We start from the raw sequence: 18549 nt of genomic DNA, 5'->3' as shown, positions 1-18549 counted from the left end.
ATACAGTAAAGTCGGTGGGTGAAATTTTTTTGTGACTGTTATCAGAATTGAGGTTGTTCGTAGATCACTGAAACCGCTATAGATTCCCAACTCAGTCGTTCCGCCCTCTTGGGAATGACGATGTGGTGGATTGTCGTAAAGATAGAGGCAGTGGGCTTTTAATCGGCAATAAAAAAGGCTGACGAATGTCGTCAGCCTTTTAAAATCGTTCGCTTTTCACTTAGAACAGCTTACTCGACCAGCCTAGCTTGTTACGTAGAACGTGGTAGTAGTTGTAGTCTTTAGGGTGGATCAGTTTGAGCACATTTGGGCTTTGGTAAATGTGGATCTCATCACCAGGAGAAACAGGCAGTGAGATTTGACCATCGCAGCTCACCTCCTGAGTTCCACGGTTATCAGGCGATACGATAAGCTTAATACGACGCTTGCCATCCACCACTAATGGGCGGCTTGAAAGGGTATGCGGGAACATTGGCACGAGTGAGATAGCATTTAGGCTTGATGACAGGATAGGGCCGCCGCCGGAAAGCGAGTAGGCGGTAGAACCTGTCGGTGTTGAGACGATTAAGCCATCAGAGCGCTGTGAGAAGGCGAAGCTGTCATCGATATACACTTCGAACTCGATCATGTGCGCCACTTGGCCGGGGTGCAGTACAGCCTCATTAAGTGCTGCATTGTGGCTTTTTATCTGGCCGTGACGATGAATTTCCGTTTCAAGTAAGAAGCGCTCTTCTTCCATGAACTCGCCTTTGAGTACATCAGTAAGCGCACTCTGGAAGTTTTCAGGGTTGAGATCGGTTAGGAAACCAAGATTGCCTCGGTTAACACCAATCACTGAAATGTCGAAACGTGACAAGATTCTAGCGGCACCGAGCATATTTCCGTCACCACCGACCACAATAGCGAGATCGGCGCGTTTACCTAATTCAATCAGGCTAGAAAAATGTTCTTTTGGGATGTCGTCCAAAATAGTGGCGAGTCTGTCATCAACAAACACTTGATAACCCTCAGCACTTAACCACTGATAGAGCTCTCTATGAGTCTGAATTGCTTGCTGATCTCGAGGTTTACCGATAATGGCGATGACTTCAAATGGCTTTTTCATAACGTTTCCAAACGAATTAGGCTTGAATCAAAATTCTTCATCCCCATAATAAAGGCAAGTTGAACGTCTATGCGAGTGTTTTATATCAATTTGGGGCGCAAACACGCCTGTCACTTGCATTGAAAACGAATTCTGGAGATATCATGAGCAACGAAGAAAACAAAGTAACCGAAGCAGAGCTAGATCAGATCATCGCTGAAGCTGAGAAAGTTGAAGAGGCTGAGCTGAATGAAGACGCTGCTGATGAGCAGGAATCAAAAATTGCTCAACTAGAAGCCGCACTGCTTTCTAGCGAATCTAAAGTGAAAGAGCAGCAAGATTCTGTTCTTCGCGCTAAAGCTGAAGTTGAAAACATGCGTCGCCGTAGCGAACAAGAAATTGATAAAGCGCGTAAATTCGCTTTGAACAAGTTTGCTGAAGGTCTGCTTCCTGTAATCGACAACCTAGAGCGTGCAATGCAAGCAGCAGACGCTGAAAACGAAGTGGTTAAGCCACTGTATGAAGGTGTTGAGCTAACGCACAAAACGTTCGTAGACACAGTTGCTAAGTTTGGTCTTAAAGAGATCAACCCTGAAGGTGAAGCGTTCAACCCTGAATTCCACCAAGCGATGTCTATTCAAGAAAGCCCAGATCACGAATCGAACACGGTTATGTTTGTGATGCAAAAAGGCTACGAACTAAACGGTCGTGTGGTTCGCCCAGCGATGGTTATGGTTGCTAAGTAATGACGAATTACGTTGCCAAGTGATTGACTGGTGCATTGACTGAGTTAGTCGCAGCGACAAAATAAATCACTGGTTTGCGTAAAATAAAAAGAGAGGTATAGGCCTCTCTTTTTTTGTGCCTATAACTTGAGAGTCCACGTAAATAAGCATCAAAACCGCATTAAGAATGTCGTTCTTTTTATTTCATTCAGATCAGCGATTTAGAGTTTTGTGTTATGAAACTTGTTGTGATTGAGTAAATGTTTTGATGTCACATTTGTGATGTTTTTGTAAATAAATACTTTTAATTGTTATCTTTGTATGTAAAATCCACTGCCATATAGCGATTTTGGTCGCATATATAACTATAAAAGTACAAATTTCAAACACAACAAACTGGAGAAGAACGATGGATAAATCGCTCTCAAGTAAAATTTTTGTAGGCTTGTTCGCCGGTCTACTTATTGGTACTGCTATTCAGTACCTATTCAGCGGTATTGCTATTTTTGATACGTATCTACTTGGCGCTGCCGAAGGTGCTGGTGGTATGTTCGTATCACTTATCAAATTGCTTGTAGTTCCTCTTGTTTACGTATCTATTGTTTGCGGTATTGTTGAGCTAAAAGATATTCGTTCATTTGGTCGTCTTGGTGGTAAAACCTTTGGTCTTTACATTATTAACACCATCATCGCGATTTCAGCAGCGCTAACGATTGGTCTTATTTTCCAACCAGGTGCAGGTGCGAACCTTGCGGGTACGGTTTCTGAGACAATTGCGGTTACAACAACTGAAACACCAGACATCTTCTCTCTTGTTGTTAACATCGTTCCTAGCAACCCTGTAGAAGCGTTCGCAAGCGGCGACATGCTACAAATCATCTTCATGGCAATTTTGACAGGTCTTGCTATTCAAGCGCTTGATTCTCGTGGTGGCCCAGCTATCAAGACATTCAAGATGGCTAACGAAATCATGATGAAGCTTATCGGCCTAGTAATGAGCTTGGCGCCTTACGGTGTATTTGCTCTGATGATTCAACTGGGCGCAACACTGGATGCAGACACGCTAATGTCAGTTGCTGGCTATGTGGCGCTTGTGGTTGCAATGCTTGTGTTCTGGATTTTCTTCTTCTATCCAATGATGGTTGGTTCATTCACTGGTATTTCTCCAAAGCAGTTCCTACGTGCAACTCGTGAGCAAGTTCTATTCTCACTATCTACAGCAAGTTCGAATGCAACAATCCCAGTAACAATGCGTACTCTTACTGACAAACTAAACGTATCTAAGTCAGTAGCAGGTTTCGGTGTACCACTAGGTGCAACAATGAACATGTCTGGTGTATCTATCTACATCGCACTAGCAACTATGTTCGTAGCAAACGCGTTTGGTCAGCCAATCAACACTGCTGATATCTTCACTCTTGGTCTAACTATCCTGCTACTGTCTATCGGTGCTGGTGGTGTTCCTGGTGGCGGTGTTGTGATGGTAGGTGTTCTATTGCACCAACTAGGTTTACCACCAGAAGGTCTAGCGATTGTTGCTGCTGTTGACCGTATCTGTGACATGTTCTGTACTTCTTCAAACGTAGTGGGTGACACAGCGGTGAACACTATCGTTGCTAAATCTGAAAACGAAATTGACGTTGAAGCTAACGAAGAAGCTGAGCTGCAAAAAGCAGAAGCTTAATTCTTAATTAAGACTCAATAACTGCGAAGCCCCGCTCAACCAGAGCGGGGCTTTTTTATTTCTGCTGTTGGGTACTTTGGGCTGTCTGCTGCTGAGTTAAAAGAGGGGGCTATGTTGGTGCGAAGTCTCATTTTTTCTTTTTACTCGCGCTGAATGGGTCATCAGTTTTCAATCTTTAATATAGATCACATATAATAATACAATATTATTTTATTGTTCTGACAACCTACATTATGACGACATAAAGGAAACCCAATAATGAAGCTGTCTTACCTTAGCCTACTGACTGCCAGCCTTTTAGCCGCTCCCGCTCTTGCTTCTAATCACGATATTGGTCAACAGTTCAATCTTGACCCTGCAAAAGCACCAGCACAAAACTTCGATTTATCTAAATGGAAAATTAACTTACCGGAGCTGACGACTGAAGGGTCTAGAAAAGGTAAAACGCTGGAGATTGGTAAAAAGGAACTGTCGAATGTAGACACGCCTTACGTTCACCCTAAATGGTTCTACACGGATGCCGAGTCTGGTGCGATGGTGTTTGTGGCTCCGAATACAGCTCCAACGACGCCAAACAGTAAAAACACGCGTAGTGAGCTAAGAGCGATGCTAGCGGATAGCTACTCTGCGCCGAGCAACAACTTCGCCATTTCAAGCCATAAGAACGCGGAAGAGTTTGGCTCTATCGGTGGCCAGATGACGGCAACACTTTCTGTTGATCAGGTGAGCACCAGCGGTAACTATAAGAAAATCGGTGCATTCTCTGTGGTTATTGGTCAAATCCATGGGTCGGATAATGAACCTCTGAAAATTGTTTACCGCAAGTTGCCAGAACATGAGCATGGTTCGTTAACGTGGAACTATGAGTTAAACCCGCCGACAGAGATGAAAAACGCGAAGGATGAAAACGGAAAGAAACTTCGTAAAGACATTCGCCATGATGTATTTGGTCAATACAATCTGAAAAAAGGCAGCTCGGACCCTGCTGATGGCATCAAGCTAGGTGAAGTGTTCTCATACGATGTGAATATCAAAGATAACATCATGCACTTAACCTTTACTAAGAATCCAAACTCAGCCGATCCTATTGTGAAGACGTATGATGTTGATTTGGCTAAGGGTAAGTATCAGGGGCATGATATCGACCTTGGTTATGGACAGGACTGGATGTACTTCAAGGCGGGCGCATACAATCAATGCAACACTAAGAAGTCGAGCTCAGCCTGTGAATGGCGTGGTATGGAAGCGGGTGATTACACTCAAGCGAGCTTCTACCAGTTAGTGCTCAACCAATAATATGGCTGAATCAGTCACCATTTGAACAATATTTAACTGATTAATATCTATTTGAAAAAGACCTTCCACATGAAGGTCTTTTTTTATGGCATCTGGAATAGGGTTGAGGTTTCAATGTGGCAACAAATGCGAGAGTTTCTCAACATTGGAGCCTTAATTGGCAAGGGATCGGTCACTTTTTACCTTTATGTAAAAAGATACGGGAAAAAATAGATTTTTTTTACTTATTCCCTTGAAAACCAGTTTGCAGCCCTTATCTATGGTGCATACGAAAGCAAATTACATTTGCACTTAAATTTTGTGTATTAGGGTTGAATCCCTGATTACCGTCCCCCACATATGTGGGTATAGCAAAAAACTAATATAGATTATATTTCGGAGATAGCCTGATGGGTCGAATCATTGGTATTGATTTAGGTACTACTAACTCTTGTGTTGCTGTTTTAGACGGCGACAAACCACGCGTACTAGAAAATGCTGAAGGCGAACGCACAACAGCATCGGTAATCGCATACACTGACGGCGAGACGCTAGTTGGTCAACCTGCGAAACGTCAAGCAGTTACTAACCCTCAAAACACGCTATACGCAATTAAGCGTCTAATCGGTCGTCGTTTTGAAGATGAAGAAGTTCAACGCGATATCGAAATCATGCCTTTCAACATTGTTAAGGCTGACAACGGTGATGCATGGGTTGAAGCGCAAGGCCAAAAAATGGCTGCTCCTCAAGTATCTGCTGAAGTTCTTAAGAAAATGAAGAAAACAGCTGAAGACTTCCTAGGCGAAGAAGTAACTGGCGCAGTAGTAACTGTTCCTGCTTACTTCAACGATGCTCAACGTCAAGCAACGAAAGATGCTGGCCGTATCGCTGGTCTAGATGTTAAACGTATCATCAACGAACCAACTGCTGCTGCTCTAGCTTACGGCCTAGACAAGCAAGGTGGTGATCGCACTATCGCTGTATACGACCTTGGTGGTGGTACATTCGATATCTCTATCATCGAAATCGATGAAGTAGAAGGCGAGAAGACTTTCGAAGTTCTTTCAACTAACGGTGACACTCACCTTGGTGGTGAAGATTTCGATAACCGCATGATCAACTACCTAGTAGATGAGTTCAAGAAAGAGCAAGGTATCGACCTTAAAGCTGATCCACTAGCAATGCAGCGTGTTAAAGAAGCAGCAGAAAAAGCGAAAATCGAGCTTTCTTCTACTACTCAAACTGACGTAAACCTACCTTACGTTACTGCTGATGCGACTGGTCCTAAGCACATGAACATCAAAGTGACTCGTGCGAAGCTTGAGTCTCTAGTTGAAGACCTAGTTCAACGTTCTCTTGAGCCACTAAAAGTTGCTCTAGCGGATGCTGACCTATCTGTAGGCGAAATCACTGACGTTATCCTAGTTGGTGGTCAAACTCGTATGCCTATGGTTCAAGCTAAAGTAACTGAATTCTTCGGTAAAGAGCCACGTAAAGACGTGAACCCTGACGAAGCTGTTGCAATGGGTGCTGCTGTTCAAGGTGGTGTACTAGCTGGTGACGTTAAAGACGTTCTACTACTAGACGTTACTCCTCTATCTTTCGGTATCGAAACGATGGGTGGCGTGATGACTAAGCTTATCGAGAAAAACACAACTATCCCTACTAAAGCGGATCAAGTGTTCTCTACAGCTGAAGACAACCAAAACGCAGTAACTATCCACGTTCTTCAAGGTGAGCGTAAGCAAGCGACTTACAACAAGTCTCTTGGTCAGTTCAACCTAGAAGGTATCCAACCAGCACCACGTGGCATGCCACAAATCGAAGTAACATTCGACCTAGATGCTGATGGTATCCTGAACGTATCTGCTAAAGATAAAGCAACAGGTAAAGAGCAGAAGATCACTATCCAAGCATCAGGCGGCCTGTCTGAGGAAGAGATCGAAGCAATGGTACAAGAAGCAGAAGCTAACAAAGAAGCGGACAAAAAGTTCGAAGAGCTAGTAACTGCACGTAACCAAGCTGACCAAATGATTCACGGCACTAAGAAGCAAGTAGAAGAAGCTGGTGAAGCTCTACCTGCAGACGAGAAAGCTAAAATCGAAGCGGCTATCACTGCACTAGAAGAAGTTAAGTCTGGTAACGATAAAGAAGCTATCGACGCTAAAGTTCAAGAACTTATGCAAGCAGCTCAAAAGCTAATGGAAATTGCTCAACAGAAAGCTCAAGCTGAACAAGCTGGTGCTGACGCTGGTGAACAACCTAAGCAAGACGACGATGTTGTAGACGCTGAGTTTGAAGAAGTTAAAGAAGACAAAAAATAATTTCGTCGCAGAGTAGCCTGATTTCGTTATCGGAAGTGTCCACCTACTAACGTAGGCTCCGCGCTTCCACTTAGGACTCAAGCTATCTTCTTAGAAATTTGTCTCAAAGACTTATTATTGCGGGCGTCAGAGGTAACTCTCACGCCCGTAAATTTGTATTTAGACTTGTCGATCTAGATAATAGCTTTATTCGGCATTTCAGCCGGCAGAACTTTTATCTAGATTGATACACAGACTACTGAAGTGATCATTCGGTAGTAGCAATTATTTTGGTGACCTAGAACATGTCAAAACGTGATTTTTACGAAGTATTAGGCGTAAGCCGCGATGCATCAGAGCGCGATATTAAAAAAGCGTACAAACGCTTAGCGATGAAATTCCACCCGGACCGTAACCAGGGTGATGAGACCGCAGCAGATAAGTTTAAAGAAGTAAAAGTAGCGTACGAGATCCTAACCGATTCTCAAAAGAAAGCAGCTTACGACCAATACGGTCATGCAGCCTTTGAACAAGGTGGCATGGGCGGCGGCGGCGGTTTCGGCGGCGGTGGCCAAGGTGACTTCGGCGATATCTTCGGTGACGTATTTGGCGACATCTTCGGCGGCGGTCGTCGTGGTGGCGGTCAACAGCGTGCACAACGTGGTTCAGATCTACGTTACAACATGGAACTTTCTCTAGAAGAAGCGGTTCGTGGTGTTTCTAAAGAAATCGAAGTACCAACACTTGTAGAGTGTGATACTTGTGACGGCAGCGGCGCGAAGAAAGGTTCTTCAGCGCAAACTTGTGGCACTTGTCATGGTCACGGCCAAGTACAAATGCGTCAAGGTTTCTTTGCGGTTCAACAGACTTGTCCTACTTGTAACGGTAAAGGCAAGATCATCAAAGACCCATGTAACTCATGTCATGGTCAAGGTCGCAAACAGAAGACGAAAACACTTAACGTTAAGATCCCTGCTGGTGTTGATACTGGCGATCGTATTCGTCTATCTGGCGAAGGCGAAGCAGGGGAGCAAGGCGCTCCAGCTGGCGATCTGTACGTACAAGTACACGTAAAAGAGCACAACATCTTCGAACGTGACGGCAACAACCTTTACTGCGAAGTACCAGTAAGCTTCTCTATGGCTGCTCTAGGCGGTGAAGTTGAAGTTCCAACACTGGATGGTCGTGTAAACCTTAAGGTACCAGAAGAGACACAAACGGGCCGTATGTTCCGTATGCGTGGCAAGGGCGTGAAAGGCGTTCGTGGTGGCGGTGTGGGTGATCTAATCGTTAAGCTAGTGGTTGAGACTCCAGTTAAGCTAAGCTCTCGCCAAAAAGAACTACTGCGTGAATTCGAAGAAACATGTTGTGGCGAAGCGGCAAGTAAGCACAAGCCAAAATCTGAAGGTTTCTTCAGCGGCGTTAAAAACTTCTTCGATGACCTAACTAAGTAATCAATTCATTGATGTATTAGGTTATTGATACTTTAAGTTTTTGATAACAGTAGAAAAGCCTGCTCATGTAGCAGGCTTTTTTGTGTTTGTAGGTTAGAGAAAAGAAGCTCATAGAGGAAAGAATTGAGGTTGCACAGATAAATTCTAGAGCCCTTTGGTGGTTGCTCTTGTTACTTCCAACACGCTTCTGGCTCTGAAACGCCAGAATGGTGTAGCTCCAAAATATCGGTCGTCGAATCTAAGCAATCATCGTTTGTTTGTGGTGAGAGTGGTTCAGCTTGAATTGAATAGGTGGAGCTACTCGCAGATATCGCTAGCGTGTACCGGTTAGTATCGGTATCACAAAACAAGCATGTCCCTCCTGAAATTATACTCTCTGCTGCCGATGCATAGTTCCCTGTGTATAGAGTTTCTATCTCCAGTTGCATCTTGGTTAAGTCGGCCATCGCTGTAACTCGATGTGCCTTGATAACATGGTTGGTATAACTTGGATACGCAATGGCGCCGAGTATCCCCACGATGGCGACAGCGATCAATAATTCGATCAATGTCATCCCTCTCATGCTTAAGTTGTTGCTGTTGCATATATTTTTTCGAATCATCGCGAGTAGTTTCCTTTCATAGCTCAGCCCATTCTTCTCCGGTGGTAGCATCGCTGCAAGATTAAATGCGGTTACGCATTGAGTTACATAGGAATTTGGGAAATGACTCGCGGGTTTACTTTGTTAGAGCTGTTAATAACGGTATCGGTACTGTCGATACTGATAGCGACGGCTGCCCCGAGTTTTAGTTCAGTGCTAGCTTCAACGAAAATCAAGAGGCTTGCCCCCGAGGTTCATGGCTTCTTAATTGCAGCGAGGTCAGAAGCCATAACTCGGAACCAAGACGTGTATTTGTTCTTTTTAGTATCCGGCAACTCTGGGGCTGTTAATAACTCTGACGGTAATTGGGATTTGGTTTTAAGTAGTTCTGCATCTTATGACCCTACAAATGTTCTTATGCTGTTGGATGGTTCTCCTTATCAGGATATAGAAGTGTCCTTTAATTTTTTCAATCACAATTCAATATCGATCGAGGGTGTCAGAGGCCGCTTCAGCAATGGCAATATTTCGATAGCATCTACCAGTAAATTAACGGAGGTGTTGTCAATAAAGGCATCGAACGTTTCGGGGAGGATTAGGATTTGTAGTAGCGATCCCAATGAAAATGGACGTAACAGTATAGGTCACCACGGTTATGAGATCTGTTAACTCGTATATTAAGGGCAGCACACTCGTCGAAATGATGGTGGCTTCAGTTATTGGAATCATCGCAATTGGGACTATAGGTTCGATATTCATTACTAATCAACGAATCTCTTCAGAAAATAGCTTAGAGCTTTTGTTATCACAAAACTTATTCTCTGCCACTCAAATGATGAAGGAGGAAATTTGGCGCGCTGGTTATGATTCAGATTCGGGGAAATCGATTAAGTTATCGGGAGCTACAAATACAATTTATGTTAATCAGGTAAGCGTTGATGAGGCGTATATTGGTTTTGCTTATTTGCAGGATGGTGCATCGTCGGCGTATCGAAACATTGTCTATCAGTTTAAAGAAAACAAGCTCAATTACTGCTTGGGAGAATCCGGTGGGCTCTTGGCAATTAATGAAAAACCACTTGGGACGGCTAGTGGCGCAGTTTCAATGAAGTGTCAAAGTGTGTTCTTTGATCGTCAAATTCAAGTTGATGCTTTATTTTTTGAGACTGAAGAGCTTTCTACAGGAGCTTCGGTTTCTCAAAAAGTAGACATTGAGTTAAAGGCCTCTTTAGTAAATGCCGATGTTAGTCATAAAGTGAGAACTTCCGTTGTTCAGAGGAACTGGCAATGAAACGATATAAGCAGGGAGGATTTATCACTCTGTTGTTAGTTAGTGTTCTTCTTATCGGAGCATTAATCGCTTCTTTCGGGAATTTTAAGGTTCTTTTCTATCAAATCAAGCGAGCACAAAATGAAGTTCAGGCACGCAAAGCCCACTGGTTAGCAGAAGGTGGCTTGGAGTGTGGCTTCACTTACATCGCTGAAAATGATCTGACAGCTATTCCCAATGATTTAATGGATTATTGTCAGCAGTCGAAAGTCGTTACGTTGGGATCAGAAGCACTCACGCCAAATATATTGGTGTCGAGTTCTGAGTCTTTATCGCTGAACAAAGAGATTAGTTTTGTAGACGCTTCGGGATTAGGAGTAATGCAAACCAATTCGAGTTTAGAATTTATTTCTGATCACAATATCGATATTAATCCTGATATTGCTCTTACTGCTGTTGATGGTATTAACGAGTGTGTATCGGTTCGATTTTTAGATAGTGTTATCTATAAGCAAAAGGGAGGAGGACGTTTGAAGACCATTACTCCAGAGTCACCTCCTTTTTCTACGTTTGAGTCTTGCCAGCAAACCACCAATATTAGCAATGATGCAACCATCGACTCCGTTGGGGCGCTGCCTTCAAACTCTTTTCAATCAGATTTCAAATTCGATCCGGATATCGATACGTTCTCTAATTATTTTGGCGTGCCAAAGACGTCAGAGAACATTGACCAAATTAAGCTTGATTATCATGTTATAGACCTTATTGATCGGACAGTTGTCCCCCCTAAGCATATTGACTTGGTTGATGGTGAATATGAAGGAAATAAGTGTAGCAAAGCCATTAATGATGCCTTTTCAAGTGGGGAGAATAAGGTATGGGTTATAGGTGATTGCGTCGTTTATTCACCTGCGATTAATGTAGTTGAACCTATCCCAGGGGTTATTACGCCTCGCTCTTTAGTGATTCAGGACGGCATCGTTGCGAATGGTAACGCGAGCGTATTTGACGGGGCTTTTTATCATCTAAATGATATGACCGTATTCGATAACACTAACTCTCCCGATACTGATACCGACCTACTGAGTGGTTTGTGGGCTAAAGTTCCAGATACAATTCCTATTACTGATTTAGTACAGAGTAATTCGGTTTATATTGGATTTGCTTCTTTTTTCCCTAAAGGAGGGATGTTCTTTGATTCCGTTGGTGGGTTATCGACAATTCAGGGTTCAATCAATTTGGATTATACCGGTGAATACAACCCTCATAGCACTCCTTTAAAAGCGAAGTGGAAGCGAGGATCATGGAATGATTTCTAAGAACTCAGGTTTTAGCTTGATAGAGGTTCTTATCTCTTTTCTGTTGATTGGCGTTGCCTCACTAGGGCTGGTTAAATTGCAGGTCTACGCTGAGCAAAAATCGGATTTTGCGCTCCACAGCGTAGAGGCGTTGCATTTTGCTGAAAGGCAGATGGAGTATTATCGAACTCGGGCGTCTAATGCGAGTGGGGCGGTAGGTTTAATTCCTTTTTCAGAACTAAATCAGGCGAGTCATTGTCTCAACACAGCAAGTTCAGATCCTTTATCCGGTTTGTCGGGGTCTGCCTATGCCATGACTTGTGAAGTGACTAATGCAAACGGTGCTCTGTCTAGCGCATTAAAAAGCATTACTGTCACAATTGCATGGCAAGATCGTATGAACCACGCACAAAGTATTTACCTCGAAACTATGCTCTCCAAATACAGTGAGTTTGATTGACCCTCAAGCAAACGTTTACTGCATGCCAAGGCTCATGCTACCCCTTTTACTGATAATTTTCACTCCTCGGACATTGTTTACGTGCTAGTTAAAGCTCTGTATATGGAATGGTGTTTTTTATGTTTTCATATTGTTGTGGTTGTATGGTATTTTTGCAAAATATGTCTCCATTTATGGAAAATTAGGTGGAATCTTGTGCTTTTTAACAACGACTTTAATAGAATATGTGCTGTACCAATAGGCCGTGGTCAAAACTTATATTAGGCCTAAACAAAACAACATCACATATGGAGTTACAATGAGTAACCAAGCCGTAAAAAAAGCACCATCGACTGAGAAGATCAGTGGTATGGACCGCTTTCTAAACTTCATTGAACGCGCCGGCAACAAAATTCCAGATCCAGCAATCCTGTTCTTCTGGGCTCTAGTTATTGTATGGGTAGCATCTGCACTTTTATCGAATCTTTCATTCGACTTAATCAACCCTCAAACGGGTGCTGCTCTAGAAGTAAATAACCTACTGACTGGTGAAGCGCTTGCTAGCTTCCTAGCGAATATGGTTACTACGTTCACAGGCTTCGCACCTCTAGGCATCGTACTTGTTGCTATGCTAGGTGTTGGCGTTGCTGACTCTTCAGGCTTCATTACTACTGGCCTTAAGAAGATGCTGAACTTCACGCCAGCGAAGCTACTTACGCCAATGCTAATCTTGGTTGCTATCGTGTCTCACACAGCAGCTGATGCAGGTTACGTTCTAGTAATCCCTCTTGGCGGTATCATCTTCCACGCTGCGGGTCGTCACCCTCTAGCGGGTATTGCAGCAGCATTTGCTGGTGTATCAGGTGGTTTCTCTGCGAACTTCATTCCTTCAGGTATCGACCCGCTACTAGCTGGCTTCACGCAAACAGCGGCAAACGTTCTTGACCCTGAATACGTGATTAACCCTCTAGCGAACATCTTCTTTACTGGCCTATCTTCAGTTCTTATTGTTGCTATCGGTTGGTACGTAACTGAGAAGATCATCGAACCTCGCCTAGCGAACACGCCAGTTGATGAAGATGCTGAAGAAGCACCTGATCTAGGTACGTTCACTGCAATCGAATCAAAAGCATTCAAATACGCAGGTTGGGCAATGGTTGCTGGTATTGGTCTGCTTGTTGCGGCTCTAATCCCTGAGAACTCTGCACTGCGTTCTCCCGAAGGTGAGCTAACAGCATTCTCTGCACCAGTTATGAAGTCTATCGTTCCTCTGATCTTCATCCTGTTCATCATCCCAGGTATCGTTTACGGCCGTGTAGCGGGTACTTTCAAGAATAGTAACGATGTTATCAAAGCGATGTCTGAGACAATGGCAACGATGGGCGCATACATTGTAATGTCGTTCTTCTGTGCTCAGTTCCTATCTGCATTCGCTCAATCAAACATCGGTACTATGCTGGCACTTTACGGTGCTGAAGGCTTGAAAGCGATGGATCTTCCAGGTGAAGCAACGGTTGTTGGTATGATTCTACTAACGGCTGCAGTTAACCTTCTTGTTGGTTCTGCTTCAGCTAAGTGGGCTCTTATCGGTCCAATCCTAGTTCCAATGCTAATGGTTGTGGGTATCTCTCCTGAGCTATCTCAAGCGGCTTACCGTGTAGGTGACTCAGTGTCTAACATCATCTCTCCACTAATGGTGTTCTTCCCACTGGTTGTTGTTTACTGTCAGCGCTATGTTAAGTCGACAGGTATCGGTACTCTAGCTTCTCTAATGATGCCATTCTCGATTGCGATGTTAATCGGTTGGTCTATCTTCTTGCTAGCTTACTGGGCTCTTGGTATCCCACTAGGTATCCAAGCACCTTACACTTACACAATGTAAGATTGAACTAAGCAAAACTAAGCTTTATTCATTGCTAAGCCCGCACCGAAATGTGCGGGCTTTTTTTCGCTATTTTTTCCGTTTTTTATATCCAAGGTTTTTATATCCAAAACTTTTTATATTCAAAATAAAGGCACTCAGCTTATACTCCGGATTACGGCTAATTGTTGGCCGGTAAATTTAGGAAATCCAAGCCACATGAAAATTCTGCTTTTAGTAGGGTTAATTGTTTTAAATGGTCTGTTTGCCATGTCTGAGATTGCATTGGTAGCAGCAAAAAATAGTCGGCTGAAACGCTTAGCCGAAAAACACCGCTCCGCTCAGGTTGCTCTTGATCTCAAAGAAAACCCAACCCGCTTCCTCTCTACAATCCAAATCGGTATCACGGTAATCGGCCTACTCAGCGGGATTGTGGGTGAGGCGACGCTATCGGCTCCACTAGCCGTTCAACTTGAACTGTGGGGACTAGACCCAACACAAGCGAACATCTTGTCTACTGCGGTTGTGGTGGTAGGTATTACTTATTTCGCTATCGTTGTCGGTGAGTTGGTACCAAAGCGTTTTGCTCAGTCTCAAGCTGAAAACATTGCTGTGTTAGTCGCGCTGCCAATCTTCTGGTTATCTAAAATCGCGACGCCGTTTGTGTTTGCGTTGTCGGCTTCAACGGAAGGTATTCTTAAGTTGATGGGCCGAGGCGGTGAAGAAGATAGCGTTACCGAAGATGATATCCATGCACTTGTGAAAGAGGGCTCAGAATCGGGTGTGATTGAACGCGGCGAACAAGAGATGATTCGTAATATCTTGCAGCTTGATGATCGTCTTGTGAGCTCATGATGACTCCGCGTCGAGACATCGACTTTCTGGATGTCGACCAACCCGTTGAGCAGATATTAAAGAAACTGCGTTCATCAAAACACAGTGTGTTTCCATTGTGCCAAGATCACCTCAATAAAGTGGTGGGTACAGTGTCAGCCAAAGCCTTGCTGAATCAGGCGGGCAATCTAAGCATTCAAGTGATCATGGGGCTGTCTCGCTCGCCGATCTATGTTCCAGAATCGATGAAAGCTCTGCGTCTACTTGGCTACTTTAAAGAGTCGGGCACCGAGATGGCATTCATTGTCGACGAGTATGGCGATGTTCAAGGTCTTGTGACTAATTACGAGATTCTTGAGGCGATTGCTGGCGAGCTATCGAATAATCCGAACGATCTTTGGACCGAGCAAGTGGAAGACGGTTTGTTGGTGGATGGATTGATTCCTATCAGTGAACTGAAGAACCGTTTAGAGCTATCGGATTTTGAGGGCGAAAGCGAGAGCTTCCAAACGTTGAATGGCCTTGTGACTTGGTTAATAGGGCGCTTACCGGATGCAGGCGAAGTTGTTCAATACCAGCAGTGGCAGTTTGAAATTATCTCTGTTGAGAATAACCGTATTGTGAGCATCAAAGCGACGCCAATAGCCGGTGACACAGAAGACGCTAATAGCTAACAGTTCGACCAACCAGCAAGCGGCAATGGTTCATTGTCTCTTGTTGTCTATTACCTCTTTATTGTTCATTATCTCTAAGATTAGGTATGCTTCACCGCATACCTATTTTCGTTTTTATCCTTTGTTTTCTGGAGTTCCCTTTGTCAGACCATCAATTCACCCCTCAAGATGAAATCTTCATGCGACGCGCCATTGAGGTAGCTAAGCAAGCAGAGAGCGAGGGAGAGGTTCCAGTGGGTGCGGTATTAGTGAAAGATGGGCAGATTATCTCTGAAGGATGGAACCGTTCGATTGGCAGCCACGATGCTACGGCACACGCAGAAATTGAAACCTTGCGTAAAGCCGGTCAAACCTTAGAAAACTATCGGCTACTCGATACCACTTTATACGTTACGCTAGAGCCTTGCCCAATGTGCGCAGGTGCCTTGCTACACAGCCGAGTAAAGCGCATTGTGTTTGGTGCTCCAGACTTAAAAGCAGGCGCTGCAGGTACAGTGTTGAATTTGTTTGAAAGCCAGGCCTCATACCACTATGCCGACGTTGAACATGGTTTGTTAGAGGAAGAGTGCCGTGAGCAATTACAAGCGTTTTTCAAGCGTCGTAGAAAAGAGATAAAAGAGAAGCGAAAGCAAGAACGTCTGTTGGAAGAGCAGCGTTTAGAAGCAGAGATGAAGGCTGGCAATAAGAAATAGCAGCGTACTTTCGGCACTCTCTATCGCAAGAGTGCCAAGCAAACTGACTGAGTAACTACATTTACTCAGCAATCATCTGCATGAAAGCGCGATTGCGCCAAATGATCTTCTTCTTATTATTTGAAAGCATACGCTTACGACGGTTTGCAGCAACGGTCTTATCAAGGCGTTTCGATTTCAGTTTCTTCATCATTTCAATGATTTCCTATTTGTCGTCTGACTTTTTAGTTTGGACTAACGATTTAATTATAGTGTTATTCGTTTGTTTGGCCTGTCGCACGCTTGGCTTAAATAGAAGAGCAGTTCTAGTCTAAAGCCAGCATTGCAGTGCAACAGAGCATAATCTTGATTGTGGTGTGCCGTTATAAGGTTCGATTGTTACTGCAATATGACACTCTAGATCTCATCATCATTTTCTTGCCTGCTTCCCTTATCCCTTAGTGACGAAAGAAGAGTCGAAAAAAGACAATAAAAAAGAGCAATGCTAGATGGCATTGCTCTTTTGGGTTTTACTGTGAAGGCTCAGAACTGCTTACTGTCGACTGAGCTGCGCTGATACTCGATTCAGCACCTGAGGTTTCTAAAGGTGGGATCACCACCAAACCTTCAAGGGTCGCTTCTTGTTCTTTATTGCGCTTATTTACATGGCCAATAATGCTTTGGTAATAACGGCGAATGTTTTCAACGTAGTTTCTCGCTTCATCACCACGCGCATACCCATATCGAGTTTGGCTGTAGTACTTCTTCTGTCTTAACAGAGGCAATCTGTCTTTCACATCGCCCCAAGCATCAGGATCTCCTCCTTGTGCCTTCGTGAGGCGACGCGCGTCCATCATGTGCCCGTAACCGACATTGTATGAAGCAAGTGCAAACCAGATCTTTTCGTGTTGAGTGATTGAATCTGGTACTCGGTTCACGATACGACGCAGGTACTCAACACCGCCTTGTACCGACTGGTTCGGGTCGAGACGGTTGGTTACCCCAACACTCTTCGCGGTGGGCAGTGTCAACATCATCATGCCACGAACACCCGTTGGTGAGCGCGCAACAGGGTTCCAGTGTGATTCTTGGTAGGCCAAAGCGGCAATCAAGCGCCAATCAAATTCTTGAGAGTACCTTTGAAATAGCGGCGACCATTTTGGCAACTTGCTGTCCAGTGCGCGGATAAAGGCACGAGTATCAACGTAGTCAAAAGTGCCGATGTGGCCGATGTATTTCTCTTCTAGTGAAGCCAGTTCACCAGACTGTTTTAGGTTACCGAAGAACTCAATCAGCAAAGCATACAGGCTTTCATCTTCCGATCTATTTAGGTACCAAGAGATAGGTTGGTCTTCTGTCAGCTCAAATGCCAAGGCAACATCTGGGTACAAACGTTGCGCCAGTGATAGCTCGATAGAGTCGGCTACTGTGAATAAACGTTCGCCTGTTGATACTTCTTTTAGCAGGTCATTGATGTCTGCATTGCCAACCGCGTCATAGATGAAGTCATCGTGCGTTTTCTGCAGCAGTTTGAGTGTTGGTTCAAAGTGCGAGTCTTTCACCACAACCAAAGAGGGCGTCAGCGTCTCGCTTGATACCGCAGCTTCTGATTCAGCTTGTGCTTTTACAAAGTCAACCTGACGCTCATTCTCGAAATTGATCAGTTGTTCAAGGTTTCTCGGTCGCCACTGGCCTTTTTTGTATACGACCTGTTGGCTTACGTAGTAATAAGCAGGTGCGGCGCGATAAGCTCGTGTCAGTTTGTTGTTTTGCGTTAAGCCGGTCGCGATAAGATCGATTTCGCCTTTCTGCAGTGCAGGGAACAAGCCAGACAAACGGTAAGCGGGTTTAACCTCAAGCTTTACACCAAGCTCCTGCGCAAATTCACGAGCTAATTCGTAATCCAAGCCAGCAGGACCATCAGGACCGATGTAATAAGAGAGTTGGTTATTTAGGGTGCCGACACGAAGAACGCCACGATCTCGTATCTGCTCAAGGACACTTTTAGGTTCAGATTCAATCTGGCATCCAGCCAACCCAAATAGGGCGATGGCGAGCAGAAGGAACTTAGACGAAAAGATGAGCGTAAATTTAGGCATCAAAATGAAATCTCGAAAAGTGGAAGCTCCTTTATACCAAACCCCGCAAGGCTGGCAAAGCAGGTTTAATTAAACAGTTGTAAAAGTGGTGATAAATGCAGCAAAAGTACCATTTACGCAGAAAGATAAAAAAAATCACGCAAACGGTTGCTTTTGGTGTTACGTCACAAAAAGAAATGCTTTATAATGCGCTCGCATTGAAGAGGTGGGATCGGCATAGGTTTTTAAACCTTCGGGAATAGCTTCGAAGAAAACAGTTAGGTTTTTCCTTTAACCCACTGAATTTATTCCAATACT

At 44.1% G+C, this 18549-nt stretch carries 15 protein-coding genes and 1 pseudogene; 12 read left to right on the top strand and 4 right to left on the bottom strand.

Going from position 1 to position 18549, the window contains the following annotated elements; genetic code table 11:
• Window positions 1-220: 220 nt before the first annotated feature.
• Window positions 221-1105 carry an NAD(+) kinase gene (gene nadK, locus AB4375_RS01930; protein WP_017066747.1) on the bottom strand — a complete coding sequence of 295 codons (885 nt, stop codon included), beginning with the start codon at window positions 1103-1105 and terminating at the stop codon, window positions 221-223.
• 143 nt (window positions 1106-1248) lie between these two features.
• Between nadK and grpE the strand changes: the two genes are divergently transcribed.
• The 5 genes from grpE to dnaJ all read left to right on the top strand — a co-directional run bounded on the left by grpE (window position 1249) and on the right by dnaJ (window position 8525).
• Window positions 1249-1830, top strand: a complete 582-nt coding sequence (gene grpE, locus AB4375_RS01925; protein ID WP_372050929.1) for a nucleotide exchange factor GrpE — start codon at window positions 1249-1251, stop codon at window positions 1828-1830.
• 388 nt (window positions 1831-2218) lie between these two features.
• Window positions 2219-3493, top strand: a complete 1275-nt coding sequence (locus AB4375_RS01920; RefSeq protein WP_372050928.1) for a dicarboxylate/amino acid:cation symporter — start codon at window positions 2219-2221, stop codon at window positions 3491-3493.
• 258 nt (window positions 3494-3751) lie between these two features.
• Window positions 3752-4789, top strand: coding sequence for a polysaccharide lyase family 7 protein (locus AB4375_RS01915; RefSeq protein WP_372050927.1), 1038 nt, complete (start codon window positions 3752-3754; stop codon window positions 4787-4789).
• Window positions 4790-5178: 389 nt separating this feature from the next.
• Window positions 5179-7092, top strand: a complete 1914-nt coding sequence (gene dnaK / locus AB4375_RS01910; protein ID WP_017059868.1) for a molecular chaperone DnaK — start codon at window positions 5179-5181, stop codon at window positions 7090-7092.
• Window positions 7093-7376: 284 nt separating this feature from the next.
• Window positions 7377-8525 carry a molecular chaperone DnaJ gene (gene dnaJ, locus AB4375_RS01905; protein WP_372050926.1) on the top strand — a complete coding sequence of 383 codons (1149 nt, stop codon included), beginning with the start codon at window positions 7377-7379 and terminating at the stop codon, window positions 8523-8525.
• A 170-nt stretch (window positions 8526-8695) separates the two neighbouring features.
• Here dnaJ and AB4375_RS01900 read toward each other — a convergent pair whose 3' ends face one another.
• Window positions 8696-9127 (bottom strand): type IV pilin protein, encoded by a 432-nt coding sequence (locus AB4375_RS01900; RefSeq protein WP_372050925.1) that lies wholly within the window; start codon window positions 9125-9127, stop codon window positions 8696-8698.
• A 102-nt stretch (window positions 9128-9229) separates the two neighbouring features.
• Between AB4375_RS01900 and AB4375_RS01895 the strand changes: the two genes are divergently transcribed.
• From AB4375_RS01895 to tadA, 7 genes and pseudogenes are all read left to right on the top strand, one after another.
• Window positions 9230-9775 carry a GspH/FimT family pseudopilin gene (locus AB4375_RS01895; protein ID WP_372050924.1) on the top strand — a complete coding sequence of 182 codons (546 nt, stop codon included), beginning with the start codon at window positions 9230-9232 and terminating at the stop codon, window positions 9773-9775.
• On the top strand, window positions 9762-10397 hold the full coding sequence (locus tag AB4375_RS01890; RefSeq protein WP_372050923.1) for a pilus assembly protein PilW: 636 nt from the start codon (window positions 9762-9764) through the stop codon (window positions 10395-10397). Before AB4375_RS01895 ends, AB4375_RS01890 begins: the two co-directional genes overlap by 14 nt.
• Window positions 10394-11695 (top strand): hypothetical protein, encoded by a 1302-nt coding sequence (locus tag AB4375_RS01885; protein ID WP_372050922.1) that lies wholly within the window; start codon window positions 10394-10396, stop codon window positions 11693-11695. Before AB4375_RS01890 ends, AB4375_RS01885 begins: the two co-directional genes overlap by 4 nt.
• Window positions 11685-12134, top strand: a complete 450-nt coding sequence (locus tag AB4375_RS01880; protein ID WP_017062783.1) for a prepilin-type N-terminal cleavage/methylation domain-containing protein — start codon at window positions 11685-11687, stop codon at window positions 12132-12134. Before AB4375_RS01885 ends, AB4375_RS01880 begins: the two co-directional genes overlap by 11 nt.
• Window positions 12135-12432: 298 nt before the next feature.
• Window positions 12433-13995, top strand: coding sequence for an AbgT family transporter (locus AB4375_RS01875; protein WP_372050920.1), 1563 nt, complete (start codon window positions 12433-12435; stop codon window positions 13993-13995).
• A gap of 198 nt (window positions 13996-14193) precedes the next feature.
• Window positions 14194-15482: pseudogene (locus AB4375_RS01870) on the top strand (hemolysin family protein).
• Between the two features lie 86 nt (window positions 15483-15568).
• Window positions 15569-16174 carry a tRNA adenosine(34) deaminase TadA gene (gene tadA / locus AB4375_RS01865; protein WP_032545688.1) on the top strand — a complete coding sequence of 202 codons (606 nt, stop codon included), beginning with the start codon at window positions 15569-15571 and terminating at the stop codon, window positions 16172-16174.
• 61 nt (window positions 16175-16235) lie between these two features.
• On the opposite strand, the gene AB4375_RS01860 is transcribed toward tadA, so the two are convergent.
• Window positions 16236-16367: a hypothetical protein gene (locus tag AB4375_RS01860; protein WP_017059878.1), complete on the bottom strand. Its 132-nt coding sequence runs from the start codon at window positions 16365-16367 to the stop codon at window positions 16236-16238.
• A 316-nt stretch (window positions 16368-16683) separates the two neighbouring features.
• Window positions 16684-18252, bottom strand: a complete 1569-nt coding sequence (gene mltF / locus AB4375_RS01855; RefSeq protein WP_017068540.1) for a membrane-bound lytic murein transglycosylase MltF — start codon at window positions 18250-18252, stop codon at window positions 16684-16686.
• Between the last annotated feature and the right edge of the window lie 297 nt (window positions 18253-18549).

Source organism: Vibrio sp. 10N.261.51.C6, from assembly GCF_041471785.1.
GTDB classification, from domain to species: Bacteria; Pseudomonadota; Gammaproteobacteria; order Enterobacterales; family Vibrionaceae; genus Vibrio; species Vibrio crassostreae_C.
Note: the sequence above shows the minus strand (reverse complement) of the source record. Positions and strands in the feature narration are given on the sequence as shown.

Coding starts and splice junctions, on each gene's coding strand:
- nadK (WP_017066747.1), bottom strand. CDS start 1,105: ATGAAAAAGCCATTTGAAGTCATCGCCATTATCGGTAAACCTCGAGAT.
- grpE (WP_372050929.1), top strand. CDS start 1,249: ATGAGCAACGAAGAAAACAAAGTAACCGAAGCAGAGCTAGATCAGATC.
- AB4375_RS01920 (WP_372050928.1), top strand. CDS start 2,219: ATGGATAAATCGCTCTCAAGTAAAATTTTTGTAGGCTTGTTCGCCGGT.
- AB4375_RS01915 (WP_372050927.1), top strand. CDS start 3,752: ATGAAGCTGTCTTACCTTAGCCTACTGACTGCCAGCCTTTTAGCCGCT.
- dnaK (WP_017059868.1), top strand. CDS start 5,179: ATGGGTCGAATCATTGGTATTGATTTAGGTACTACTAACTCTTGTGTT.
- dnaJ (WP_372050926.1), top strand. CDS start 7,377: ATGTCAAAACGTGATTTTTACGAAGTATTAGGCGTAAGCCGCGATGCA.
- AB4375_RS01900 (WP_372050925.1), bottom strand. CDS start 9,127: ATGATTCGAAAAAATATATGCAACAGCAACAACTTAAGCATGAGAGGG.
- AB4375_RS01895 (WP_372050924.1), top strand. CDS start 9,230: ATGACTCGCGGGTTTACTTTGTTAGAGCTGTTAATAACGGTATCGGTA.
- AB4375_RS01890 (WP_372050923.1), top strand. CDS start 9,762: ATGAGATCTGTTAACTCGTATATTAAGGGCAGCACACTCGTCGAAATG.
- AB4375_RS01885 (WP_372050922.1), top strand. CDS start 10,394: ATGAAACGATATAAGCAGGGAGGATTTATCACTCTGTTGTTAGTTAGT.
- AB4375_RS01880 (WP_017062783.1), top strand. CDS start 11,685: ATGATTTCTAAGAACTCAGGTTTTAGCTTGATAGAGGTTCTTATCTCT.
- AB4375_RS01875 (WP_372050920.1), top strand. CDS start 12,433: ATGAGTAACCAAGCCGTAAAAAAAGCACCATCGACTGAGAAGATCAGT.
- tadA (WP_032545688.1), top strand. CDS start 15,569: ATGCTTCACCGCATACCTATTTTCGTTTTTATCCTTTGTTTTCTGGAG.
- AB4375_RS01860 (WP_017059878.1), bottom strand. CDS start 16,367: ATGATGAAGAAACTGAAATCGAAACGCCTTGATAAGACCGTTGCTGCA.
- mltF (WP_017068540.1), bottom strand. CDS start 18,252: ATGCCTAAATTTACGCTCATCTTTTCGTCTAAGTTCCTTCTGCTCGCC.